The sequence below is a fragment of the Klebsiella sp. S69 genome (assembly GCF_016516145.1).
GTDB classification, from domain to species: Bacteria; Pseudomonadota; Gammaproteobacteria; order Enterobacterales; family Enterobacteriaceae; genus Klebsiella; species Klebsiella oxytoca.
In genome coordinates this window covers 39,861-64,969 of sequence record NZ_JACVUU010000013.1, presented here as the reverse complement: position 1 = coordinate 64,969, position 25,109 = coordinate 39,861, and the positions used below count along the sequence as shown (strand labels likewise).

22 protein-coding genes are annotated in these 25,109 nt (G+C 58.8%); 6 read left to right on the top strand and 16 right to left on the bottom strand.

Annotation, left to right across the window (positions count from 1 at the left end; all coding sequences use genetic code 11):
* Positions 1-18: 18 nt before the first annotated feature.
* The 5 genes from IAE27_RS14175 to IAE27_RS14155 all read right to left on the bottom strand — a co-directional run bounded on the left by IAE27_RS14175 (position 19) and on the right by IAE27_RS14155 (position 6,082).
* Positions 19-798: a heme ABC transporter ATP-binding protein gene (locus IAE27_RS14175; protein WP_070555519.1), complete on the bottom strand. Its 780-nt coding sequence runs from the start codon at positions 796-798 to the stop codon at positions 19-21.
* Positions 791-1,786 carry a FecCD family ABC transporter permease gene (locus tag IAE27_RS14170; protein WP_070555521.1) on the bottom strand — a complete coding sequence of 332 codons (996 nt, stop codon included), beginning with the start codon at positions 1,784-1,786 and terminating at the stop codon, positions 791-793. The genes IAE27_RS14175 and IAE27_RS14170 overlap by 8 nt, the downstream gene beginning before the upstream one ends.
* On the bottom strand, positions 1,786-2,604 hold the full coding sequence (locus IAE27_RS14165; protein WP_154022380.1) for a heme/hemin ABC transporter substrate-binding protein: 819 nt from the start codon (positions 2,602-2,604) through the stop codon (positions 1,786-1,788). Before IAE27_RS14165 ends, IAE27_RS14170 begins: the two co-directional genes overlap by 1 nt.
* Positions 2,601-3,641 carry a hemin-degrading factor gene (locus tag IAE27_RS14160; RefSeq protein WP_064356447.1) on the bottom strand — a complete coding sequence of 347 codons (1,041 nt, stop codon included), beginning with the start codon at positions 3,639-3,641 and terminating at the stop codon, positions 2,601-2,603. Before IAE27_RS14160 ends, IAE27_RS14165 begins: the two co-directional genes overlap by 4 nt.
* 71 nt (positions 3,642-3,712) lie before the next feature.
* Positions 3,713-6,082, bottom strand: a complete 2,370-nt coding sequence (locus IAE27_RS14155; RefSeq protein WP_115239278.1) for a TonB-dependent receptor domain-containing protein — start codon at positions 6,080-6,082, stop codon at positions 3,713-3,715.
* Positions 6,083-6,297: 215 nt separating this feature from the next.
* Here IAE27_RS14155 and IAE27_RS14150 point away from each other — a divergent pair, with 215 nt between their 5' ends.
* Positions 6,298-6,582 (top strand): SelT/SelW/SelH family protein, encoded by a 285-nt coding sequence (locus tag IAE27_RS14150; RefSeq protein WP_004104881.1) that lies wholly within the window; start codon positions 6,298-6,300, stop codon positions 6,580-6,582.
* A 76-nt stretch (positions 6,583-6,658) separates the two neighbouring features.
* Positions 6,659-7,009, top strand: coding sequence for a nitrous oxide-stimulated promoter family protein (locus IAE27_RS14145; RefSeq protein WP_004104880.1), 351 nt, complete (start codon positions 6,659-6,661; stop codon positions 7,007-7,009).
* Between the two features lie 177 nt (positions 7,010-7,186).
* Here IAE27_RS14145 and sitD read toward each other — a convergent pair whose 3' ends face one another.
* From sitD to IAE27_RS14100, 9 genes are all read right to left on the bottom strand, one after another.
* The gene (sitD, locus tag IAE27_RS14140; protein ID WP_070555525.1) at positions 7,187-8,041 is read right to left on the bottom strand and encodes an iron/manganese ABC transporter permease subunit SitD; all 855 of its coding nucleotides are present in this window, start codon (positions 8,039-8,041) and stop codon (positions 7,187-7,189) included.
* Positions 8,035-8,883 (bottom strand): iron/manganese ABC transporter permease subunit SitC, encoded by an 849-nt coding sequence (gene sitC / locus IAE27_RS14135; RefSeq protein WP_049593564.1) that lies wholly within the window; start codon positions 8,881-8,883, stop codon positions 8,035-8,037. Before sitC ends, sitD begins: the two co-directional genes overlap by 7 nt.
* A complete protein-coding gene (locus tag IAE27_RS14130) occupies positions 8,880-9,701 on the bottom strand; it encodes a manganese/iron ABC transporter ATP-binding protein (protein ID WP_004104877.1) in 822 nt (273 codons plus the stop codon). The genes sitC and IAE27_RS14130 overlap by 4 nt, the downstream gene beginning before the upstream one ends.
* A complete protein-coding gene (locus tag IAE27_RS14125) occupies positions 9,698-10,615 on the bottom strand; it encodes a metal ABC transporter substrate-binding protein (RefSeq protein WP_154022381.1) in 918 nt (305 codons plus the stop codon). Before IAE27_RS14125 ends, IAE27_RS14130 begins: the two co-directional genes overlap by 4 nt.
* Before the next feature lie 177 nt (positions 10,616-10,792).
* Positions 10,793-11,755 (bottom strand): LacI family DNA-binding transcriptional regulator, encoded by a 963-nt coding sequence (locus tag IAE27_RS14120; RefSeq protein ID WP_047720727.1) that lies wholly within the window; start codon positions 11,753-11,755, stop codon positions 10,793-10,795.
* A gap of 56 nt (positions 11,756-11,811) precedes the next feature.
* Positions 11,812-12,726: an ROK family protein gene (locus tag IAE27_RS14115; protein ID WP_049591654.1), complete on the bottom strand. Its 915-nt coding sequence runs from the start codon at positions 12,724-12,726 to the stop codon at positions 11,812-11,814.
* Positions 12,727-12,971: 245 nt separating this feature from the next.
* On the bottom strand, positions 12,972-13,286 hold the full coding sequence (locus tag IAE27_RS14110; protein WP_004104873.1) for a PTS lactose/cellobiose transporter subunit IIA: 315 nt from the start codon (positions 13,284-13,286) through the stop codon (positions 12,972-12,974).
* A 23-nt stretch (positions 13,287-13,309) separates the two neighbouring features.
* Positions 13,310-14,632 (bottom strand): PTS cellobiose transporter subunit IIC, encoded by a 1,323-nt coding sequence (locus IAE27_RS14105; RefSeq protein ID WP_004104872.1) that lies wholly within the window; start codon positions 14,630-14,632, stop codon positions 13,310-13,312.
* 9 nt (positions 14,633-14,641) lie between these two features.
* Positions 14,642-14,956 carry a PTS sugar transporter subunit IIB gene (locus tag IAE27_RS14100; protein WP_004104871.1) on the bottom strand — a complete coding sequence of 105 codons (315 nt, stop codon included), beginning with the start codon at positions 14,954-14,956 and terminating at the stop codon, positions 14,642-14,644.
* 174 nt (positions 14,957-15,130) lie between these two features.
* Between IAE27_RS14100 and IAE27_RS14095 the strand changes: the two genes are divergently transcribed.
* The 4 genes from IAE27_RS14095 (at position 15,131) to IAE27_RS14080 (ending at position 21,626) form a co-directional block, all read left to right on the top strand.
* Positions 15,131-16,402 (top strand): PTS sugar transporter subunit IIC, encoded by a 1,272-nt coding sequence (locus IAE27_RS14095; protein WP_049593563.1) that lies wholly within the window; start codon positions 15,131-15,133, stop codon positions 16,400-16,402.
* A gap of 223 nt (positions 16,403-16,625) precedes the next feature.
* Positions 16,626-17,963: a maltoporin gene (locus IAE27_RS14090; protein ID WP_004104869.1), complete on the top strand. Its 1,338-nt coding sequence runs from the start codon at positions 16,626-16,628 to the stop codon at positions 17,961-17,963.
* 15 nt (positions 17,964-17,978) lie between these two features.
* A complete protein-coding gene (locus IAE27_RS14085; protein ID WP_185935152.1) occupies positions 17,979-20,171 on the top strand; it encodes a CBM35 domain-containing protein in 2,193 nt (730 codons plus the stop codon).
* Between the two features lie 54 nt (positions 20,172-20,225).
* On the top strand, positions 20,226-21,626 hold the full coding sequence (locus IAE27_RS14080; protein ID WP_004104867.1) for a glycoside hydrolase family 1 protein: 1,401 nt from the start codon (positions 20,226-20,228) through the stop codon (positions 21,624-21,626).
* 119 nt (positions 21,627-21,745) lie between these two features.
* Here IAE27_RS14080 and IAE27_RS14075 read toward each other — a convergent pair whose 3' ends face one another.
* The gene (locus IAE27_RS14075) at positions 21,746-22,702 is read right to left on the bottom strand and encodes an alpha/beta hydrolase (protein WP_142475320.1); all 957 of its coding nucleotides are present in this window, start codon (positions 22,700-22,702) and stop codon (positions 21,746-21,748) included.
* A 117-nt stretch (positions 22,703-22,819) separates the two neighbouring features.
* Positions 22,820-24,892 carry a formate hydrogenlyase transcriptional activator FlhA gene (gene flhA, locus IAE27_RS14070; RefSeq protein ID WP_200092564.1) on the bottom strand — a complete coding sequence of 691 codons (2,073 nt, stop codon included), beginning with the start codon at positions 24,890-24,892 and terminating at the stop codon, positions 22,820-22,822.
* Between the last annotated feature and the right edge of the window lie 217 nt (positions 24,893-25,109).

Sequence of the window (25,109 nt, the reverse complement as noted above, 5' to 3'; positions counted from 1 at the left end):
CACAATCATTTCCTCAGCTCACGGCGCCAGATACACCTGCGGAACGGCCGCATCGGGATGTTTGCCCGTGCTGACCTCCGCGCCGTACCAGCGGCTGATAATCGGCTGCTGGATCACCTCCTGCGGCGTGCCCTGAGCCACCAGTTTCCCCTGATGCAGCAGCAGAATCCGATCGGCCCATAGCGCTGCGAGGTTCAGATCGTGCAGTACCACGCAGACGTGCAGGCGGCGGCTGCGGGTCAGGCGCTTGAGCAGGCGCAGCAGATGCTGCTGGAAATAGAGATCCAGCGCCGAAGTGGGTTCATCAAGGAACAGCCAGCCCTCGGGGGCGCCGTCGCGCCAAAGCTGCGCCAGGCAGCGGGCCAGCTGCACCCGCTGCTGCTCGCCGCCGGAGAGGGTAGGATAGCGTCTTCCGGCCAGATGATCGCAGCCGGTCTCTTTCATTACCTGGCAGATCATCTCCTGGTTTATCGCGCCGCCCCACGGTGAACGCCCCATAGCGATAATTGTTTCTATCGGCCAGTCTGCGTGCAGCTGGGTGCGTTGTAGCATCACCGCCCGGCGGCGCGAAAGCCTTTCTGCCGACCAGCTCTCCAGCGGTCGGCCTTCCACCACCCGTTGGCCCTCGTCGGGCGTTAAATAACCGGTCAACAGGCGCAGCAGGGTCGATTTACCGGCGCCGTTGGGGCCAATCAATGCCGTCATCTCGCCGCCGCAAAGCTGGAGCGAAACATCATGAATAATCTGCCGGTTACCCAGACGCAGCGAAAGCGAACGCGCGCTATAGCGGTTATCCATGAGCCATTTTCTCCCGACGAAAAATCAGCCACAGAAACCACGGCGCGCCGAGTACGCTGGTCAACAGCCCGACCGGCATCTCGGCGGGAGCGGCAACGGTGCGCGCCAGCGTGTCGGCCAGCAGCAGCAACATTGCGCCGCACAGTAGCGAACCGGGGACCAGGCCGCGGTGGTCCGGCCCCAGCCACATCCGCATCAAATGCGGCACCACCAGTCCGATAAACCCGATAATGCCGCTGATGGCCACCGCCGACGCCACCAGCAATGCGCTGCACAGCAGCAGCAGCCGCTGCAGGGCGCGAACGTTGACGCCGAGATAGTGCGCCTCTTCATCGCCCAGCTGCAGCAGGTTGAGCCGCGAAGCCATCGCCCAAACCACCAGCGAGGCCGGGATCATCAGCGTGGCGGCCACCAGCAGCGTCGACCATTCCGCTTGCCCGAGGCTGCCCATCCCCCAGAGGGAAAGCTGGCGCAGCTGGGTATCATTGCTGATCCACGAAAGTACCCCGACCAGCGCGCCGCACAGGGCATTAATGGCGATGCCGACCAGCAGCAGGCGCGAAAGCGAGGCGTCGCCCGCCCGGCTGAGAATAAAAATTACCACCATCACCGCCATGCTGCCGATAAACGCCGCCAGCATCGGGGCGTACAGCGCCACGAGCGCCGGCACCGACAGGGGCAGTACCAGCCAGCAGGCGACCGCCAGCGCCGCGCCGCTACTAATGCCTAGCAGCCCGGGGTCGGCGAGAGGGTTGCGAAACAGCCCCTGCATCACGCAGCCGGAAAGCGCCAGCGCGGCGCCGACCAGCAGCGCCAGCAGCACTCGCGGCAAACGAATGGTCAGCCAGATATTCCTCAGGATTTCATCGCCGGAGGGCAACAGGCTGGCTAATGGCAGGCGCATTGCGCCCAGGGTCGTGGCGAGCAACGTCAGGACAATCAGCAGCAGCGTCATTAACCACAGATGACGGGCAGGGTGGGTGCGCATCAGGGCAGATGCTCCGCTTTTTGCCGTAACGCGAGCACCGCCTGCGGGGTACGCGGGCCAAAGCCGAGCAGGGCCATATCATCTATCACCAGCACCTGCTTATTGCGCCCCGCTGGCGTCTGCGCCAGTCCCGGCAGTTTCCAGAGCCCGGCTTCGCCGCCCATGCCTTTCAGCCCATCGGCGGAGATCACCACCAGGTCCGGTTTACTGGCGATAACGCCCTCCTGCGACATGCTGCGATAATGGTCGAAGCTTTGCATGGCATTCTCTAACCCGGCCGCCCTGATTGCCCCATCCGCTGCGGTTTGTTTCCCGGCCACCATGGTATTCATGCCGCCGTGGCTGAGGATAAACAGCACCCGCTTGTTTACAGGCTGGGAAGGAATTTGCGCGATCTGCTGAAGAAGCTTGTGGCGCAGAGCTTTTCCTTCGCTCTGCTTACCGAGGGCGTCGGCAATCACGTCAATTTTTGCTTCGATTGCCGGAAGGTCGTAGCCGCCCGGCACGTTGACGACCTTAACCTTATTCTCTGCCACCTTTTTCAGCACCAGCGAGGGCTGCGCCTGGGCGCTGGCCAGCACCAGCGTCGGGCGCAGGGAGAGGATCCCCTCGGCATTCAGCTGGCGGATATAACCCACATCCGGCAGGCTCTGCGCGGCGGCAGGCCAGGTGCTGGTGCTGTCTTTCGCCACCAGCTGCCGCTGGGCGTTGAGGGCGTAAACCACATCCGTGACGTCGCCGCCGAGTGACACAATGCGCTCGGCGGCGGCGCTGGCCAACAGCGGGAGCGCCGCAAGCAATATCAGCCAGCGCTTCATGCGATGAGTCCTTCGGTAGTCAAACGATCGACCTGCGCACGCCACTGCGTCTGCTCCGGATGGCCTTCGCTGCGTTGACCGAACAGCTGTGCGATCTGCGTGCCGTCTTTGGCGAACAGCTCGACGCTGGTGACGTGGCCGTCAGAGGTCGGTTTGCGGGTCACCCAGATTTCATCCACGCTCTCCTCGCGCAGATGCAGGGTAAAAGCGGTGTTGAAGATATTCAGCCAGCCGCGCATCGGAGCGACTTTTTCCAGCGCGCCGGTGAAGATCTGCACGCAGCCGCGGTTGCCGACAAAAATCATGATCTCGTTGCCGTCCTGGCGGATGGTTTCCAGCAGGCCCGGCAGCGTCTGGTTGTCAATGCGGCAGGCGAGGTCGTCGCTGACCAGGCGGAAAGCCTGCTGGCGCGACAGGTTATATTTTCTCAGCAGGCCGAAGAACTGGTGGACGTCGGTCATGGCGCGCCATTCGTTTTCCAGCGCCTCGCCGTCGGCGGAGTCGGCAAATTTCAGCGGATCGGCCGGGCGAATCGCCAGCGGGGCAGGCGATTGCTGCGTCTGCGCGACAATCAGCGCATCCCAGGCCGCCATGTCGGTATTTTCTGTGGTGTAAACCTTGAGCAGCGCGTCGCCGTGCGGATCAAAGAACTGGATGCTCTGGCGGCCGTTGTCGTTCAGGCGAAAAGCGCTGGCCCACTGGCTCAGAAACAGGCGCAGGTCGAGGGCGCGCGGATTGAGCACCAGTCCGGCGTGGCCGCTTAAATGCTGATGGGTAAATTCGCCGACCTGTTCATGCACCGCGTATTCGTTGCGACAGATGCATTTGGTTTCCCCCACGGCTTCCAGTGCCGTCAGGATGGCGCGGGCGTCGTTCTGCAGACGTACGGCGTCGTAGCCCTGGCGGGCTTCGGTTAGCTCCGCTTCGCTAATCCCCATTTCGGCGGCGATATCGCGGGCGTATTTCGCGGAAGATTGCGCTTTCGTGGTCAGGTAGCGTTGCCACAGCGGGGCATGTTGCGGTTGGGTGTTTTGCATAATTCACATCCTTCTCTACGATGAGTTTCCCCGGCGCGCGGCCGGGGAGCAGGTTTCTTATTATTGGCCGGTCAGAAATCGACGTTCACGCCCAACTGCCAGGTACGGCCAGGCATCACCGCCAGCGCTCTGTCGTTGGCGTCCTGATTCGTCGCCGTTTCGATATTGCGGCTGCTCAGATAATCCCAGTATTTACGATCGGTAATGTTGTAAACGCCGCCGTTCAGGCGCACGTTCTTCGCGACCTGCCAGTACGCGGTCCAGTCCAGCATGCCGTAGCCCGGAACGCGCATATATTCGTTGGTCGAATCGGTAATGGCGGAACCGGTGTTGGTATAGCTTTCACGGTTGGTGGCGGTGGCGCGCTTGCCCTTAACAAAGGTGGCGGTCAGCGCGGTGCCGTACACTTTTGCCGGATCGTCCCACGCCACGCCGACGATAGCCTTCATTGGCGCGACGCTATCGAGGTCAACGTACTTGTCGCCGCTGTAGCTGGATTTCGATTGCCCCTCGCTATAACCGTAAGCGAGAGTGGCGCTCAGGCCGTTAACCTCTTCAAACCAGGTGCCAAAGTTGAATTTAGCGCTGATTTCGCCGCCGTAGATATAGGCTTTATCGCGGTTTTCCGCCTGGTAAATGGTGTAGATGTTCGACGGAACGCTGGCGAACTGCAGCGGGTTATTGGCGCGGGTGTAGCGGGTATAGGCGATAAAGTTCTTATAGGTGTTGTAGAACAGCGCGGTGCGCATGGTGATGCCTTCCGTCACTTCGCCTTTCATCCCCCACTCAACGTTATCGCTGGTTTCGGTTTTCAAATCGGTGTTGCCGATCAGCGCATACTGGGCGCGTCCGGCGTAGCTGGAGCCGAGGTTCCAGGAACCGTACAGCTGGCTGGCGTTAGGGAACTGCGCGCCGCGCTGATACTGCAGATAAGTCATCAGGCGCGGAGTGATATCGTACTGCAAGACCAGCGACGGCAGCGCCTGAGTATCAGCGTTCTTACCGTACAGATTTGACACGTCGGAACCGGTCAGTACGCTGCTGTTGTTGGCCAAATCGGAGACGTTTTCCGGTTTGGTCGACTGATGCATCACACGAATGCCCGGGATAACCGCGAAGTTATGGCCGTCGAGATCGAAGTTAATTTTGTCCTGCAGGAAGCCCGCAACGATATAGCCGCGGCTATCGGCGTCCGGCTGCATAATCTGGCTATAAGCGCTTGGGGTTGGCGACTGGGTTAACGGCCGCTGGGTTTTCGTCGTGCTGGCGTTAAAACCGGCGCTCAGATCGTGGCGGCCTATCGATTTCGCCAGCGCGCTCTGAATACCCCAGGTGTCGGTGTCATAGTCGGAGCTCACCGTTTGCATCGCACGGGTGATGCTGTCCGGCATATATGTCCAGTCGTGGGCCTCGGTATGCTGGTAGTAGACTTTAGTCGATACGCTGTCGATATAATCATTCATCGGCGTCCAGTCATCTTTCAGGCTCAGGCCCCAGCGACGGGTCTGACTGGTCTGGTTTGACGTGCCGATAACGCTGTTGCCGCTGGAGTCCCAGGCGTCGTAATGGGTGTGGTTCGTTTTATGGTAATAATCGAAGGTGCTGGTGAACTTATGCTCGTCATTCGGCTGCCAGATCCCGGAGGCCATAAAGGCGTCCGAGTGCCAGTTTGCCGGATAGGAATCAACGGTCCCGCTGTTATTTTCCGTCTCCTGACCGTCGCGACGGCTGTAGACGAAGATCCCGCGAAGGGTCTCGTCGCCGCCGGCAACGGTGACTCCGTTGTGCCAGCTGCGATCGGATGAGTCGTAGCCGCTGCGGTAGCCGAAGGCGCTGGTTTTGCCCGGATGCAGATAGTCATCCGCAGATTTCGGACGGAAAGAGACGTTGCCGCCGATGGCGCTGTTGGCGGTTTCTGTTGATGTCGCCCCGGACTGAATATCAATGCTGCCGTACATATAGGGGTCAATATAGTCGCGACCCATACCGAAGGTATTGAGGCCCGCGCGGCTGGCGTAGCTGCGTCCGGTGGCGTTCGGCTGGGCGATGCCGTCGACGTCGATCCCGACGCGGTTGCTCTCCATGCCGCGGATATTGTAGCCGGTATAGCCGCCGCGGTCGAAGCCGCTTTTGCCGTTGCCGGAACCGCCGCTGGCGCCAGTGGCGCTAATCAGCGGCTCGTAGCGCATGATCGAGCCAAAGTCGTTGGCCCCTTTATCCTGCAGCTCCTGAGCGCCGATCGAATGTTCGCTGCCCGCTTTCAGTAACGGCGCCGGCGCGGTAACGGTCATCCGTTCCGAGCTGTCATCAGTCGATGCGCTGCTGGTGATTTTCGCGGTGGTATCAGCCGCCCCGGCGGAAGTCTGATAAATTGCTGTAAGCAAAGAAGTCACCAGCAGGCTTTTTTTGAACCATGCTGTTGATTGAGTGGAGTTATACATAGTAGCCACGCCTTAATCATTATTAGTATTGGCTCACGCGTTACTTCCAGAGTGCAGGTGTGTCCGGTTATTCCGTTACTGGACGTTTTTTCTCCATGCTTGTTGATTGCGAATGGTAATGATAGGTATTATCGTTTGCAACAAAATAATCATGTATTCTTCAATTAATCTGCAAGTTGTTTACAATTTGCCCTTTTACTGACAGCGAGAAGCCGATGAGCCATAAAGCCGCGATTACCATCACCTACTGTTCGCAGTGCAACTGGATGCTGCGCGCCAGCTGGATGGCCCAGGAGCTGCTGCACAGCTTTAGCACCGACATCGCTTCGGTCACGCTGGTGCCGGGGACCGGCGGGATCTTCGTGGTCGCCGTTGATGATGTGCAAATCTGGGAGCGCAAGCAGGACGGAGGTTTCCCCGATGCGGCGGAGCTCAAGCGCCGGGTACGCGATGTATGCTTCCCGGAAAAACCGCTGGGGCACCTGGACAAGCCGGCATAATCCTCAGGGAGTATGGGGCTGCATCGCCCTCTCTGAATGTGTATTATAAATACATCTTTTTCGGGAGGAACAGGCGATGGCGGGCAAACGTATTGCGCGGGAAAAAAAGACCATTAGCAGCATGATCGCGCTCTACCAGCGCCGCTGCCCGGAGGCCCGTGACGATACCGAACACTATCAGGCGCTCAACGCCTATGCCGACAAGCGGCTGGATAGGTGCGTATTTGGCGAAGAAAAGCCGGCCTGCAAGCAGTGCCCGGTGCACTGCTATCAGCCCGCGAAACGCGAAGAGATGAAGCAGATTATGCGCTGGGCGGGGCCGAGGATGCTCTGGCGGCATCCGATCCTGACGATTCGCCACCTGATCGATGATAAACGCCCGGTGCCGGAGTTACCGGAAAAGTATCGACCCAAAAAGCCGCAATAAACTCCCCGGCTTGCGCTGCGCTTAGCCGGGCTACAATTCGTGCGGTCTGTAGCCCGGGTAAGGCGTCAGCCGCGATCCGGGGCCTCGCTGGCCTAAAAAATGGCGAATTTTCCCCGGAGGCGATGCTGCGCATCTGTCCGGGCTACGTCCTACGGGAGAGGTAGGCCGGGTAAGGCGTCAGCCGCGACCCGGGGCCTCGCCGGAACGGGCTGTGGTCTGACTATCGCGAACCGACGTCCAGATAAACGCGATAACGAACAGAACGGTAAACAGCACCACAATGGTCGGCGCCGGCGCGCTGTCGAGATAAAACGACAGCCACACGCCGCCCAGCGAACAGCCTAACGCCACCGCCACCGCCAGCAGCAGGGCGTTGATAAACCGCCGCGTCAGCAGCAGAGCGATCGCCCCCGGCGCTATCAGCAGCGAAATCGACAAAATGATCCCCACCGCTTTCAGCGTCGCCACGATGGTCAGCGCAATCATGCACAGTAGCCCATAATGCAGCAGCCCGCAGCGCAATCCGCTGGCCTTCGCCTGCTGCGGGTCAAAGGCGTGCAGCAGAAAATCACGCCACTTAAACCCGATAATCAGTGCTATTCCCAGTGCGATCAGCGACGTTTGCGCAATATCGCCGGCGGAAATTCCCAGCATATCGCCAAACAGAATATGATCGAGATGCACCTCCGACTGAATCGACACGTACAGCACCAGGCCCGCGCCAAACATCCCGGAAAACACGATGCCCATGATCGTATCGCGTTTAATGCGGCTGTTATCGTCGAGATAGCCGGTGGCGATGGCGCAGAATAACCCGGCGATAAACGCGCCGATGGCGAAGGGGATACCGAGGATATACGCTACCACTACCCCCGGAAAAATCGCGTGGCTCATGGCATCGCCCATCAGCGCCCAGCCTTTGAGCACCAAAAAGACCGACAGCAGCGCGCAGGGAACGGCAACGATCGTCGCCACCAGCATGGCGTTGACCATAAAGGAGAACTGAAAAGGTTCAAGCAGCGCGCTCAGCATGAGGCCTCCCTGGCGCGGCGACGGCTGGCGAGCAGGCCGTGCTTCGGCGCGAAAACAAAAGCGGTTAAAAACAGCAGCGTCTGGGCGACGACGATAATCCCGCCGGTCGCCCCGTCCAGATAGTAGCTCAGCCAGGCGCCGAAAAAGCTGGTCAGGCTGCCAATCGCAACGGCAATCGCCAGCAAGCGCGGGAAGCGATCGGTCAACAGCCAGGCGGTGGCACCGGGCGTCACTACCAGACAAATCACCAGGAACGCGCCGACGGTTTGCAGCGCCGCCACGGTACAGGCCGCCAGCAGGGTAAAGAACAGCAGCTTTAACCCGCTGGTGTTGAGGCCAATCGAACGAGCGTGGCTTTCATCGAAAAAGGTCACCATCAGGTCTTTCCACTTCAGCAGCAGAATCGCCATCGAAATAAAGCCAATCGCCGCCAGCTGAATAATATCCTCCGGGGCAATTGCCAGAATATTGCCGAGAATAATGGTCTGGATATTCACCGAGGTCGGATTCAGCGACACCATAAACAGGCCAATACCGAAAAAAGAGGAGAAGATCAGGCCGATAATCGCGTCTTCCTTCAGCTTCGAGCGCTGGTTAAGAAACAGCATGCTGCCCGCGGCCAGCCCGCCGGAAAGAAACGCCCCCAGCGCAAAGGGCAGACCGAGCATATAAGCGCCCGCCACGCCGGGGACAATGGAGTGGGAGAGGGCGTCGCCAATCAGCGACCAGCCTTTGAGCATCAAGTAGCAAGAGAGAAATGCGCACACCCCGCCTACCAGGGCCGAAACCCACATCGCATTCAGCATATAGTGATAACTAAACGGCTCCAGCAGCCAGCTCATCTTTCGCCCCCCGCCGCCCGGCGGCTGATAAATGGCCGCTCATCGTCGGTAATAATCCGCTCTTCCGCGCCGCTCAGCACCACGTGGCGCAGCACGCCGCTAAACGCCAGCTCGAGGTTTTCAGCGGTAAAGGTGCTTTCCGTCGGGCCGCTGGCCAGCACGGTACCTTTGACCATCACCGTGTAGTCGCAGAATTCGCTTACCGAACCGAGGTTGTGAGTGGAAACCAGCATGGTGCAGCCTTCGTCGCGCAGTTCCCGCAGCAGCTCGATGATGCGCGCTTCGGTCTGCACGTCGACGCCGGTAAAGGGTTCATCCAGCAGGATGACTTTTCCCTGCTGAGCGATAGCGCGGGCCAGAAAGACGCGTTTTTTCTGGCCGCCGGAGAGTTCGCCGATCTGGCGATGGCGGTACTCGCTCATGCCGACCCGCGCCAGGGCGGCGTCGACAATCTCATGGTCACGCGGTTTGGCCCGCCGCAGCCAGCCCATATGGCCGTAGCGCCCCATCATTACCACATCCTCCACCAGTACCGGGAAGGACCAGTCCACCTCTTCCGCCTGCGGAACGTAGGCGACGAGATTCTGCCGCAGAGCGCGATTAACCGGCTGACCGAGAATCGCAATATCGCCCTTTCCGACGCGCACAAAGCCCATCAGCGCTTTAAACAGCGTCGATTTTCCCGAGCCGTTCACGCCGACCAGCGCGGCGATAGAGCTGCGCGGGACGCAGAACGAGGCATCGCGCAGCGCGGTGTGGCCGTTGCGGTAGGTGACGCTGACGTTGTTGACCGCGAGGCCCGGCTGCTCATGGCTCATGCCTGTTTCCTTAGTCCGTCGTTGATGCCCTGGACGATGGTTTGGGTCGTAACGCGCAGCAGGTCGAGGTAGGTCGGCACCGGGCCATCGGCGGTACTCAGGGAGTCGACGTACAGGACGCCGCCATAGTGGGCGTCGGCTTCCCGGGCCACCTGACGCGCCGGTTTATCGGAAATGGTGCTTTCGCTAAAAATGGTCGGGATGCGCTCTTTCTTCATGGTGTCGATGGTTTTGCGCACCTGCTGCGGGGTACCCTGCTGGTCGGCGTTGATCGGCCACAGATAGCGCTCCTGCAGGCCGTTATCGCGGGCCAGGTAAGAAAACGCGCCCTCGCTGGTCACCAGCCAGCGCTTATCCTGCGGCAGCTTCGCCAGTTCCGCCTTCAGCGGCGTCATGGTCTGACGGATCTTCTCTTTGTAGGCTTCGGCGTTGTGGCGATAGGCGTTGGCGTTTGCAGGATCGTATTTCACCAGCGCGTCGCGAATATTATCGACATAGATCAGCGCGTTGTCCGCCGACATCCACGCGTGCGGGTTGGGTTTGCCGTTATACGGCCCTTCGCTGATGCCCATCGGCTGAATGCCGTTACTGACCACCACTTCCGGTACGCCGTTTAAGTGCTGATAAAAGCGCGCAAACCACAGTTCAAGATTCAGGCCGTTGGCGAGGATGAGCTGCGCGCCCTGCGCGCGTTTGATATCCCCGGGCGTCGGCTGATATTCGTGGATTTCAGCCCCCGGTTTAGTAATGGAGCTGACGTCGGCGGCGTCGCCCGCGACGTTTTGCGCCATGTCGGCGATCACCGTGAAGGTGGTAATCACTTTAAATTTCTCTTTGGCCTGGACGGGGGCGACGGCCAGCAGCGCCAGAGTCGCGGCAAACATCAGATGCTTCAAAGGTGGCAGGTGCAGCATAAGGTCCCTCACAACGTTGCGGTTAATTAATCAGCATTTATAGCCATTGCTATGTTATATAGCATAAGCTATTTATAAATGAAAATAATTCTTATTTAGATATGAGGCGAATGATTAGCGTGGAAACCAGCGGTGCGTGCGGAAAAGGCCCGGCCAAAGGGAGGTCGGGCGCTAAAATCAGGAGAGATCGGCCACCGACTGGCGGGGGATCAGGCGGCCCGCCAGCGTGCGCCCTTCGGGAGAGAAGGTGGGGCGCTCGTCAATCAGGTTGCGGATACGCTGCAGGCAGTTCTCCATCAGCTGCTCCAGCGGCCAGGAGATACAGGTCAGCGGCGGATTCAGCAGCGAGGCGAGGGGAGAATCCTCCAGGCTCAGCAGCGAAACCTCCTGCGGTACGGCGATGTTGAATTCGCGCAGCAGGCGCATCGCTTCGGCGGCGTAGCGGTCGCGTTTCACGATAATCACCGAGTATTTGCTGAAGCTGTTGATTAGCGTCAGCAGCGCCTGTTCAACGTTGTCGTTGGCCGCCAGCATCAGCTGCCGGTTAAAAGGGATGGAGTAGTTTTGCAGGACGTTGCGATAGCCTTCGAGCATCTGGCGGCTGGCGTCATCGCTGTCGCTATCAATAAGCAGAGCGATATTGCGATGGCCTTTGCCGATCACGTAGCGGCAGGCGCTTTCGGTAGCAAAAGCGTAGTCATAGCCCTGATTATTGACCCCGGCAATGCTGAAACGGTCAAAAGAGATCACGTTGCGCGGCGCATCCGCCGGGACGGCGCCGAGTACCACTACCGCCACGCACTGACGCTGTAGATCATCGACGACCGCCGCCTGTTCCGCCGCATCCGTGACGTACTGAACAATCAGGTTCTTATTCAGCCCCTTCAGCGCTAATGAAAGCATCGGCAGCAGGCGCGCGCCGCTGCTTTCATCGTTTGCCGGGATCACCAGCCCCACGTGATTGGATGTTTGACTGGCGAGGTTTTGCGCGGCAAAGCTCGGGCGGTAGTTAAGTTCTTCTACCGCGCGCAGCACCGCTTCCCGGCTCTCTTCGCGCACGCCCCGGGTGCCGGTCAGCACGCGGGATACCGTCGCTCGGGAGACATTCGCTAATCTTGAAACATCATCAATGGTTGGCATGGCTTTTTCTGTGTGAATATTTTCGCCTAGCTTAGCATACCTGCTGAAAAAAGTGTCTACCGGCGGGGGCCTTCAGCAGCGGCCAGAACCGGCAGCCAGGCCGCGCCGCGCACGCCGCTGGCGTCGCCGAAGCGCGCCTTTTTGATCTGCGTTCGGCAGCTGTCGGAAAAGAGATACGGGACGATGGCCGACGGCAGCTGCTCGTAGATTTGCCCGACGTTGGAGAGCCCGCCGCCCAACACAATCACCTGCGGATCGAGGATATTGATTACCGAGGCCAGGCTGCGGGCGAAAGCGTCAATAAAATGCCACCAGTGGGCCAGCGCCTGCGGTTCGCCGTTTTGCGCGGCGGCGATAATCGCTTCCGCAGGCGCCTGTTCGCCGTAGCGGCGGGCAAAGCCGGTACCGGAGATAAAGCTTTCGATGCAGTTCTCTTTGCCACAGTAGCAGGGCTGCGCCGGACCGTCGCGCTCGGGGCAATAGCCCGGCAGAGGATTGTGTCCCCATTCGCCAACGATGGCGTTAGGCCCGCTGAGTAGCCGTTGGTTCACCGCGATGCCGCCGCCGCAGCCGGTACCGATAATAACGCCGAATACGGTCGTTGCCCCCGCGCCCGCGCCGTCCACCGCTTCAGAGAGGGTGAAGCAGTCGGCATCGTTCGCCATCCATACCTGTTGACCAAGTTCCCGCATCAGGTCATGACGCAGGTCGTGGCCGTTGAGCACCAGACAGTTACAGTTTTTAATCAGGCCGCTTTGCGGGTCGATAGCCCCCGGCAGGCCGATGCCGATAGTAAACGGCCGTTCGCTCCAGTCGCCGATGGTCGCAATCAGCCCGAGCAGCTGCTGCATAAACGCCTGATAGCTCTCTTTATGCGTCGGACGGCGCTGGCGATAGACGCATTCGCCCGCCGCGTTGAGCAGGACGGCTTCCATTTTGGTGCCGCCAATGTCTAAACCCAGATGTAGCATAGTTATCCTTAATCGTGGTCGACGGTTTCCCGGGCCGCGACGTTATCCGCGATGCCAGCCGGTTTTCTCCGGGAGGGCGCTACGCGTGCAGTCCGGGTAACCCGGCTAAGCGCAGCGCGAGCCGGGAAGTCAGCCAGGTGACATGAGCATTTACCGTTTTCCCGGGTTGCGGCGTCAACGCCTTACCCGGGCTACGTCATCCGCGATGCAGGCCGGTTTTCTTCTCTCCCCTGGAGAGGGGAGCCCTACGCGTGCAGCGGCCGCGAGCGGTAAATGGCGATCAGTTCGCCGATCAGCTCTTTCGCCAGAATCGAGGTCATCAGATGATCCTGAGCGTGAACCATCACCAGGGTCATTTTGGTTTTACCCTCGCCTTCGTCGGCTTCAATCAGCTGGGTCTGTACCCGATGCGCTTCGCGGGCAAAATGCGCCGCTTCTTTCATTTTTTCATCGGCGGCGGCGAAGTCTCCCGCTTTAGCGCAGCTCAGCGCTTCGTAGCACAGGCTGCGCGACTGCCCGGCGTTGATGATAATACCCATCACCTGTTCTTCTAATTCCATGACAAACCTCTGAATAGTATTAATTATGCGGACTGCGGCGCGCCTTCAGCCTGGGCGGCGGCGTTAGCGTGCTCCTGCTCCAGCAGCTGTTTTTCGTAGGCTTTGAGGAACGGCAGATACATCACCATCGCCGTCGCCATACAAATCAGGCACATGATCACCGGGCTAAAGCTCCAGTTTGCCGCCCAGGAGGCGCCGATAGGGGCCGGCGTCGTCCACGGCGTCATCGACACCACGCGGCTGACCAGGTCCAGCTTCAGCGCAAAGTAGGCCAGGGTCGCGTTGACCATCGGCACCAGCACGAATGGCAGGAAGAACAGCGGGTTCATGATGATCGGCGCGCCGAACAGAATCGGTTCGTTGATGTTAAATACGCCCGGCACCACGCCCATCCGGCCAATCGTCCGCAGATGCACGGCCTTGCTGCGCAGCAGCATCAGCGCCAGCGGCAGGGTGGAGCCGACGCCGCCGATCAGCAGATAGTGATCCCAGAAGCCCTGGACATAGATATGTGGAATCGCGGTGCCTGCGGCCATCGCCGCCTGGTTGATCGACAGATTCGCCATCCAGAACGGATTCATAATCCCGGTGACGATCAGCGCCCCGTGAATGCCGGCAAACCACAGCACCTGGCACACCAGTACCGACAGCAGGATCGCCGGTAGGGTATCGGAAGCCGCCACCAGCGGTTTCACCAGCGACATGATCGCTTCCGGGATGATCATGCCCAGCTGCGCTTCGATAAACAGGTTCAGCGGATGCAGCGTCAGCACGATCGCCAGCACCGGGATCAGGATCTCGAACGAGCGCGCCACGCCCGCCGGAACTTCAGGCGGTAGACGGATCGTAATGTTGTGGCGTTTGAGAAAGGCGTACAGCTCGGTAGAGTAAATCGCCACCAGAATTGCGGTAAAGATCCCCTGGCCGGAGAAGTAGGCGGTAGAGATCTGGCCATCTTTCAGCGGCGCGGCCACCAGCAGAAACGACATCAGCGACAGCATCCCGGCGGTCAGCGAGTCCAGGTTATGGTGCTTCGCCAGGCTGGCGGCGATCCCGACGGCGATAAACAGCGTCATCACCCCCATGCTGAAGTTAAACGGCAGCATCAGCGCATCGCGATGATCGAGCGAAAATTGCAGCCAGGCGCGGGCAAAGCCCCACGTCGTATCCGGGGAGAACGGCGGGAAGATAAACACCAGCAAAAACGAGCCAACGATCATAAAGGGCAGGGCGGTAATGAAACCGTCGCGGATGGAGGTGACGTATTTTTGCTGGCCGATCGCCCCCGCCATAGGCGTGATCTTCTGTTCAATCACGGCGATCAGCTTCGCGTACAGAGAGCTCATGATCTTTCCTTAGTTTTTGTTATCGATAAGGGAAAGCGCGAAATCCAGCACGGCGCCGCCTTTCTGCATGCCGTAATCCATCATGTTGATGGGTTCCACGCGGATCCCGTATTTATCAGCCTGTTTTTGCAGATCTTTCTGCATGTATTTCACCTGCGGCCCCAGCAGGACCACCTGGTAATGGCCGACCTGTTGATCGAACTCCGCGACGCCAAAGGCGTTGATCTCTACGGGCAACCCGCGCTGCTCGGCCTCGGCGATCATTTTTTTCACCAGCAGGCTGGTGGACATGCCCGCGGAACAGCACAACATTATCTTTTTCATATATCGCTCCTGATGAGTGGGATGCGCCGACTATAGTCACAACGGATATAAAACGGAAAGCGCTTTCCGTTTGTGGATTTATTTATTGTGACCACGATCACCTATGACGGGCTTTTACTTTACACAGGAGTGCGCGATCATCCAGGCGACTACTCTCTTCTGAAAGGCAGGATTATGAACATTCAGTTAATGAATGTTGCCGTCGATATCATCGAGCAGCGGCTGGCGCCGCTGGCCAACGTTCTGACGCGCAATAACCACATTACGGCGATGCGCGACAGCTTTGCGCTGGCGATGCCGTTTGTGATCGTCGGAAGTTTGCTGGTGCCGATTTTGTTTCCGCCCGTTTCCATCAACGGCGCATCGGCCTTTGGCCAGTTCTATTTCCAGCTGCGGCCTATTCTGCTGCCGACTTTTGAACTGACTATCGGGCTGGTGGCGCTGATTGTGGCCTTCGGCGCCAGCGCCAGTCTTGCCAAGCAGTACCGGCTACCGGAGCGGCTCTGCGGGCTGACCGGCTGCCTGGCGTTTTTGCTGTTTATCGGCTTTCGCGACAACGGCGCGACCAATATTTTTCTTGGCGGAATGGGGATTTTTACCGCGCTGATATCGAGTACTTACGCCATTGAAATTGTACGCTTTTTCTATAAGAAAGGCTGGTGCATCCGCCTGCCGGAAGAGGTACCGGTGATGACCCGTAACGGCTTTCAGCTACTGATTCCGCTGCTGGTGGTGATGCTCTCTATTAGCGTCATTAACGCGCTGCTGTTGCAAAGCACCGGGCGCATTTTACCGGAGCTGATTAGCGAAGCGGTGCGGCCGCTGGTGGTGGCCTCCGATACCCTAACCGCGGTTTTAATATCGTTATTTATCTGCAACCTGCTTTGGTTTGTCGGTATTCACGGCGCGCTAATTATCACCGGGATTATGAACCCGTTCTGGATGACCTATCTGTTTGAAAACCAACAGGCGCTGGCCGCCGGTTCCGCCACGTTACCGCATATTTACCTGCAGGGATTCTGGGATTTCTACCTGCTAATCGGCGGTATCGGCTCGACGCTGCCGCTGGTTTTTATGGCGATGCGCAGCCGTTCCCGGCAGTTGAAAAGCGTCGGGAAAATTGGCCTGCTTCCCTCGCTGTTTAACATTAATGAGCCGATATTGTTCGGCTTTCCGATTATCATGAACCCGGTTTTTCTGCTGCCGTTTATTTTTGTGCCGCTGATAAATGCCTGTATCGCCTGGTATTTAACCCATTTGGGGATTCTCGACCGGGCGGTGGCGATGCTGCCGTGGTCGATGCCGGCGCCGCTCGGCGCGGCGTGGTCAGCCAACGGTAGCTGGAAAAACTTATGCATGTGCCTGTTCGCTATTTTTAACGCCTGGATGCTCTATCGCCCGTTCTTTAAGGTCTACGAACGCCAGCTTGCCGACGCTGAACGCTAAGCTTTTCGCCTGTCTGCCCCAGCCCGCCCTGCGCGGGCTTTTTTATTTCTGCCAGAATATGTGAACTCCATCACGAATATTTGCCCGCTATCGTTAAATTTGTGAACTCATCCGGCAATTGCGGAAAGCGCTTTCCGTTTGTGGATGTACATTTCCTTTTTTCATCCGTAAATTTCCTCCCGTTCTCAGGCAGTGTTAATAAAAAAATAACCAAGGATAAAAAATGATCAGGCTAAATCATTCAATACCTCTGTCTTTACTTGCCCTTGCGGTGATGAGCGACTGCGCCAGCGCCGATCCGAAGTACGATTTTATGCTGCATGGCTATATCCGTTCAGGGATCCTTGCCAACGCCGACGGCAATCGCGCTGACTCCGTTGGCCTGATGCCGGACGGCAAGTGGCGTCTGGGCAACGAAGAAGATACCAAGATCGAACTGATCCCAACGGTGACGTTAACCTCGGACAGCGGCGTGGTGGCAAAAGTCCAGGCCAACATCACCCATCAGTCAAAATGTACCTCTGACTGGAACTGTCAGGACGACGACGGGCATGATGTGCAGTTCCGCGAAGGTTTTGCCGAACTGTCCAACCTCGACTTTGCCCCGGAGATGACCTTCTGGGCCGGTAAGCGCTACAGCAGCTCCAACACCTCCAGCCATCAGTTTGACTGGGAGTACATTCAGTACAACGGCACCGGCGGCGGCTTCGACAATATGGATCTTGGCTTCGCGCGCTTCGATGCCGGGGTTTACGCCTTCTCGCCGACGGACGAAACCAAAGCCTACCCGGTCGACAAAGGCGATCAGGGCTATCCGGATGACTACTCGCTCAACCTGTGGCTGAAAAAGATCGGCGGCACCGGCTTCGATCTTGAGCTGATTGGCCACCACATGAACCGCAACGAGAAGCACCCGACCTCGGCGGAAAAAGGCTACGGCGTGACCGGCGTTTACAACTTTGACGGCTTCTACGGCCTGACCGGCGGCTACTCTCGCGTGGTCTTCCAGTACGGACGCGGCCTGGCGGCGGGAGACTCGCTGGGTAAAAACGGCTGGGGCTGGGCAAACCTCGACGATACCCAATCATGGCGCGTGGTGCTGGATAACATGGCCTCGCTCGGCGACTGGGAAATCTCCACGTTTGCCTACTATCAGAAAGACAAAAACTACCGCTGGTGGACGGAAGACGCCGAAGGCTGGGGGCGCACCAGCTGGGTGGCGGGGATCCGCCCGTACCAGCAGATCACCAAAAACTTCGCCATGCAGTACGAGCTGGGCTACGAATATCTCGACGATAAAAACTACAAAGGCGTGGACGGCAAGGGCAAAGGCGGCCTGACTAAAGTGACCATCGCGCCGACCCTGACCTTTGATTCCGGCTTCTGGACGCGCCCGCAGCTGCGCTTCTTCGTGACTTACGCGAAGTGGGATAAGGGGGTGTCCGACGCGCTGGACGGCAACTATGACTGGAGCACCAATACCCTTTCCGCCGGTAGCTACTCGCGCAGCGGCGATACCGACACGCTGAACTTCGGCGTGCAGGCCGAAGTCTGGTTCTAAGGAGAGATAACGATGATTAAACCGGTGAAAAAACTGATGCTCGTCGCGCTGCTTTCGGCGCTGGGAAGCGCAGGCGCGATGGCCGCAGAACAGTCGCACTTTGAACACTTTATTACCCGCGACGGCGCAACGTTAAAAGATGGCGACAAGGTGTTCCGCTTTGCGGGCATTCATGCGCCGGAGCTGCATCGTATTGAAGACGACGCGCGCGGCACCTGTAAAGCCGACTCGCGCGGCTGGGGGCAATACTTCCGCTGGCCGACGGCGGAGGAACAGGAAAACTGGATTAAAGCGCTGGTGCAAACCGGCGCCAGGGCGCAGCGGGTATACGTGCTCTCGGTGCAGCAGACGTTTGACGAGGCCTGCGGTCGCGAAACCCATATTCTGGCCCCGGAAACCGCCGACGGCATGCCGCGCCTGAACGAAAAGGCGATGCGGGTGTACGACAACATGATCGCCGAGGCGGACAAACAGGGGCTGCGACTGATTCTACCGTTTATCGATCACTGGTGGTGGTGGGGCGGTCGCGAGCAGCTGGCGGCGTTCTACCACGAAAAGCCGGAGGATTTTTACCGTACCGATAGTAAAACCTTCAAGGCCTATCTGGACGTGATTCGTCAGGTTATCACCCGTACCAACAGCGTAACCGGGCGCCCTTACTATGACGAAAAAGCGATTATGGCCTGGGAGACCGGCAACGAGCTGGAGGATACCAATGCGGCGTTCCTTCAGCAGACCGCCGCATGGATCAAAAAGTGGGCGCCGCATCAGCTGGTGGTGGATGGCACCTATAAGAAAATTAATTCGTTTGCGCTTAACGATCCCCATGTCGATATCGTCAGCAACCACTACTACACCAATGCCGATAACAACCATCCCGATCAGGTGAAAAAAGACCTGACGGCGGCCGCGGGTAAGAAAGTCTACATGGTGGGCGAATTTGGCCTGCTGGATGCGCAGCAGCTTAACGCCATTATGCAGTCGATCGTCCATAGCGAAGTCAATGGCGCGCAGGCGGCGGGCGGTTTAATCTGGGGCTTCCGCGGTCATCGTCACGATGGCGGTTTCTACTGGCATAAAGAGTCCACCGGCCACTACAGCTACCATTTGCCGGGCTTCCCGGTCGACGGTAAAGCCAATCAGGAGATGGAGGTGGTCGATCTGGTGCGGACCGCCGCGGCGCAGATGAACGGGCAGGAGAAAGCGCCGCCGCTGCCGAAGCCGGATGCGCCGAAGTTGCGGGCGACGGATTCACCGTTTGCGATTAACTGGCTGGGGGCGGCGGTAGGGCGCGCTTATGATGTCGAGCGCGCCGATTCGGCATCCGGACCGTGGAAGATCGTGGGGCGCGATATTTCGGACGGCGTAAACGAGTGGAACCCGCAGACAATGGATCTGTTCCGCGATGACTATCGCAGTCTGCAACTGGGGAATACGTACTATTACCGCGTCATTGCTAAAAACGAGAGCGGCAGTTCATCGCCTTCGAACGTGATTAGCGTGAAGCACACCCAGGCGAATCAGGCGCCGGAAGTCACGCTGGTGGAAACGCTCACCACCAGCCAGGACCAGGGCGTGCAGCTCAGCGCGAGCTGGCGCGATGACGGGCTGCCGGATGGCAACGTTAAGGTGAGCTGGAGCAACGGCGGCAACGCGCAGGCCCATATCTGCGCGACGGATAAAGCCGAAACCCGCGCCTGGTTTAGCGCCCCCGGTGAATACGCGCTGACCTTTAGCGCCGATGATGGTCTGCTCAAAAGCAGTAAAACCGTAAAGGTCACGGTGACAGAAGCCGTCGGGAAAGCGCCCGCTGATTACTGCCGTTTTAGCGCCGGGGTTGTGAACGTGACCGATGGCAAGATCGAGGCGGCGAAAAGCGAGAAAGACGCGCTGACGATTGACGAAGACGGCTTCCTCGGGCCGTTCGCCAACGACGGCGATAAGGTGAGCTGGCAGGTTGCCGCGCCGTGGGCCGGCAAGTATCAGCTGCAGGTGACGTTCAGCGGCAAATGGGGCGGCAAGAAAAACTCGTTTATCGTCAACGGCGGCGCGCCAATCGCGGTTGAATTCCCGCAAACCGATGAACAGGGCCAGCAGCTGCGGGTGCCGGTGGAGCTGAAGGCCGGCGATAACCGCATCGACTTCGGTAAATTCGCCGGCGACTGGGGCTACATGTTTATCAAATCGATTGAAGTGGTTGCAGAGTAGTGCTTATTGGCTGCGCCCGTTGGGCGCGGCCTTTTTTAACTTACAGGAGGCGTTATGACCCGGTATCAGTTTCCGGAAGGTTTTTTTTGGGGCGCGGCGGCATCCGGTCCGCAAACGGAAGGGATAAGCAACAAGCCGCATCGTTCTATTTGGGATAGCTGGTTTGCCGAACAGCCGGAACGTTTTTATCAGCAGATTGGGCCGCAAACGGTTTGCGACACTTACCATCAGTATCCCCAGGACGTGGCGTTGATGAAGCGGACCGGGTTCAACTCTTTTCGCACCTCGATTCAGTGGTCGCGTCTGATTGACGACTTCGAAACCGGCGCGCCCAATGCGGACGCGGTGCGTTTTTATCATGCCTACCTGGATGAGATGATTGAAAACGGCATCGAGCCGATGATCAACCTCTATCACTTTGACATGCCGGAAGCGCTGCAAAAGCAGTACGGCGGCTTTGAGTCGGCGCACGTGACCGATCTTTTCGCGCGTTTTGCCCGTACCGCTTTTGAGCTGTTTGGGCACAAAGTGAAATACTGGATCACCTTCAACGAGCCGATTGTGCCGGTTGAGGGCGGCTATCTGTATGACTTCCACTATCCCTGCAAGAAAGACGGCAGTCTGGCGGCGCAGGTGGCGTTTAACATTATGCTGGCCCACGCCAAAGCGGTGCGCGAGTTTCGCGCGCTGGCGCTGGAAAGCGAGATTGGCGTGGTGCTGAATCTGACGCCGTCCTATACCCGCAACGACAGCGCGGAAGACCAAAAAGCGGCGTGGTATGCGGATCTGTTCTTCAACCGCAGCTTCCTCGACCCGCTGGTGAAACATCAGTTCCCGAAAGCGCTGTGCGAAATTCTGGCCGCGCACGACTGTTTGCCGGAGGTGACAAAAGCCGACGTTGAGCTGATTACCGGATCGCGCGTCGATTTTCTCGGCGTTAACTATTACGTTCCGCGGCGGGTGAAAGCGCGCGAAAGCGACTATACGCTGGACTATTTCACCCCGGAGTTCTATTTCGAAAACTATGTGAATCCGCAAGGGCGCTTTAATCCTTATCGCGATAATAATGAGATTCTGCCGCAGGCGATTTATGACATTGCCGCCAACATTCGCGATAACTACGGCAATATAAAGTGGTTCCTCGCAGAAATTGGTATCGCGATGGATATTGAGTCGGAAGGCGAGCCGGGCGAGGACGGGGTGATTGACGATTCGTTCCGCATCGGCCTGATGGAAGAGCATCTGGTGCAGCTGCATCGCGCCATTGCCGACGGCGCGAACTGCTTTGGCGTGCATCAGTGGACCTTTATCGATAACTGGTCGTGGATTAACTCGTTCAAGCGCCGCTACGGCTTCTGGCGGCTCGACCTGCAAACCGGCGAGCGGCTGATAAAGCGCAACGCGCTGTGGTTTGCCGAACTGGCGACCAGCAACGGCTTCAGTTCTGATAAATAGCCCGGCAAAATCCCCCCGGAGGCGGCGCTTGACGCGCCTGTCCGGGCTACCAAACCGCACGAACTTGTAGCCCGGACAGATGCGCAGCATCGCCTCCACGAAGTCATCCCCACCGGGGATTATTGGCGCGATTTGTTCATTTCCGCCAGCGAAGCTATCCAGTTCATCGCCAGCTGCGGCCATTCGGCGGCGGGCAGGCCCCGGGTCCCGCGAATACCAAATCCGTGTTTCCCCTCGGCGAACAGATGCAGCTCGGTCGGCACCTGCTGCGCGCGCAGGGCGTTAAACATCACCAGCGCGTTATCCACCGGCACGGAAGGATCGTCTACCGCGTGGAAAATAAAGGTTGGCGGCGTCTGCGGCGTGACGTTCTGCTCCGGTGAATAACGATGCTGCCGCTCCGCCGTCGGCGTTTCGCCAATCAATGCCTTGCGCGATCCGGGATGGGCAATCGCCGGATCCATCGAAATCACCGGATAGCCGAGCACCGCGAAGTCCGGCCGCGCGCTCTGCCGATCAACCGCGTCCACGGCGGCGTAAGCCGGTTCGCTATACCGGGTCTCCAGGCTGGCCGCCACGTGCCCCCCGGCGGAAAAGCCCATAATGCCGATTTTATGCGGGTCGATATGCCACTCGGCGGCCCGCGCCCGCAGGGTACGCAGCGCGCGCTGCGCATCGGCCAACGGCGCCTCGCTGCCTTCTGCGTGACCGTCCGCCGGCATCCGGTAGGTCATGACAAACAGGGTATAGCCACGGGCGTTAAATACCGGGGCGAGATCGCTGCCCTCTTTATCCAATACCACTCGCTGGTAAGAGCCGCCCGGCGTCACCAGCAGCGCAATACCGTTGGGCTTCTCCGGTGCGTAAACGGTAATTGTCGGAGCACGAATCCCGGTGACCGCGCGATCGGGCAGCGAGGGATCTTTGCTGCGCTCTACCAGCGATTCGCTCGCCGGACTGTTTTTCGCGCCGGGGGCTTCACCGCCGGGCCAGACAGAAAAGATGGGGAGAGAGGAAAATGCCGCCGGAGAAGCCAAAAGCAAAGCGATGGCGGCGGCCAGAGGTAAACGCGTCATAAGCATCTCCATTAAGGAAAAAGCTTATTTATCATTCATCAGGAACGGGTAAAGCGAGTTGTCTCACAGAACGCTGTTTCATTAAAAATAAAATGAAACGGCGTTTTAAGGTTATGCCTACTGCAGCTGGTCTTTATTAATACCCAACCGTTTCATGCGCGAAAGCAGTGTCGTGCGCTTTAATCCCAGACGCTGGGCCGCGCCCTTCGGCCCGGCGACCACCCCGTTACTCTCTTTCAGCACCCGGACAATGAGCTGGTATTCGTCTTCGCCCTCTTCGGGCAGCACTTCTGCCGGCAGCGGCTCAGTCTCGAGGCTCATTTCCGGCAGTGAAAGCTGCAGCACGCTGCCGCGGGTCAGCAGCACCGCGCGTTCAATGACGTTCTCCAGTTCGCGCACGTTACCCGGCCACTCCATGCGGCTAAGCAGGCGCAGCGTCTCCGCCGGAATGCTGTCGATATTGCGTCCGAGACGGCGGGCGATTTTAAAGGTGAAGGCCTTCACCAGCAGAGGAATATCCTCCGGCCGTTCGCGCAGGGGCGGCAGATGGATCGGGAAGACGTTCAGCCGGTAGTAGAGATCGCTGCGAAACTCGCGATCGGCGACCATCTGTTTAAGATCGCGGTTGGTGGCGGCGATCAGGCGCACGTCGGTGTGAATCAGCTTATTGCTGCCGAGACGCTCGAACTCCTGCTCCTGCAACACGCGCAGCAGTTTCGGCTGTAGTTCAATCGGCATATCGCCCACTTCATCGAGAAACAGCGAGCTTTTGTCCGCCAGTTCGAAACGGCCGATACGCTGGGCGCTGGCGCCGGTGAAAGCGCCGCGCTCGTGGCCAAACAGGTCGCTTTCCAGCAGCCCGGCTGGCATCGCCGCGCAGTTCATTTTGACCATCCGGCGGCTATTGCGGCCGCTCAGGTTATGAATAGCGCGGGCAATCAGCTCCTTACCGGTGCCGGTTTCGCCGAGGATCAGCACCGTACTGTCGCTCTGCGCCACCATCTCCACCTGCTTGAGCACGCTGTTCATGGCCTCGCTGCGGCCAATGATTTCGCCAAACTCGCTCTCAACGTTGTTGAGCTGTTCGGTCAGGGCGAGGTTCTCATCGACCAGCCGCTCTTTCAGCCGCTGAATCTCGCGGTAGGCGAGGGCGTTGTCGATGGCGATCGAGACGCGCTCGGCGATTTGCCGCAGCAGCTTGAGGTTGGTGGTTGTGAAGACTTTTTCATCGCACTGCGCCAGCTTCAGCACCCCAAGCAGAGTATTACCGGACATCAACGGCAGCAGGCACAGGGTCTGGATTTTGTTATCCCACATCTCGAAAAGCATTTTTTCGTACGGCGCCAGCGGGTCGTGCTCGTGGAGATTGAGCAGCAGCATCTCTTTGCTTTTGAATACCCGCTCGGTCAGGGTACCGGCTTCGTCCACTTCGCTCTGGTCATGTACCGGATGGCTGGCGTCGAGGTAGTGGGTGGAGTAGATATTGAGCTTACCTTTGCGGTTGCTGCGCAGTACCACGCTGATGGCGTCGATGCGGAAGTAGCGGTGGATCTCTTTGGCCACTTCGCTGACCAGCTCATCGATATCCAGCCGCGAGAGCACCGCGTTGGTGATCGCCACCAGGATGCGGAAGTTATCGCGTTCCCGGCACAGCAGGTCGTAATCGACGTTGTTGCTGACCCGGCTTTGGATCTGTTCGGTGACCACGGCAACGATTTGCGTAAAGGTGCGCAGCCGCTGGTACTCTTTTTCAGTCCACGGCCGGTTGTCGTCGCGAATAAATTCGCAGCCGCCGAAGATACGCCCTTCCGCCGCCAGCGGCAGCAGGCAGTAATAGCCAAAGTTGGGGTAGAGTCCGCTTACGGCGAGCTGCGGCCAGGTTTCGGCAAAGGTGGCGCTATCGCAATGCAGCGCATCCGGACGCGATAGCAGGCGTCGAACCGGGCCGTTGGCGAGGACGGTTTCATCTTCGTAGCTCACCGGCTGCCCCGCGTCGTCGCAGGCGTGCCGGATAGCGCGATGATTGCCGGAATGCCACAGAATAATCGCCGCCCGGTCGGCGAGCGCGGACTGCTGCACCAGGCCGGTCAGCGTCTCGCTCAGCGCGGCAAGGTCCGGCTGCTGTAATAAAATGCGGGTGATATCAAACAGACCCTGCTGCCCAAGATCGCCCATCGGTGTATACGACATTGCTTAAGTCCAAAAGCGCCGCAAAGCGGCGCAGAAGAAAGTGATGACACAAATAATAGTCTGTTAATAAAGCGGTTGTGACCGCCATTAACCCATCCGTGGGTGCCCGCTGGTTTGGGCTGGATAATCATACAGAGATCCTGATTTTTCCCCGGAGGCGATGCTGCGCATCTGTCCGGGCTACAGGTCCGTGCGATCCGGGTTAGGGTAGCCCGGA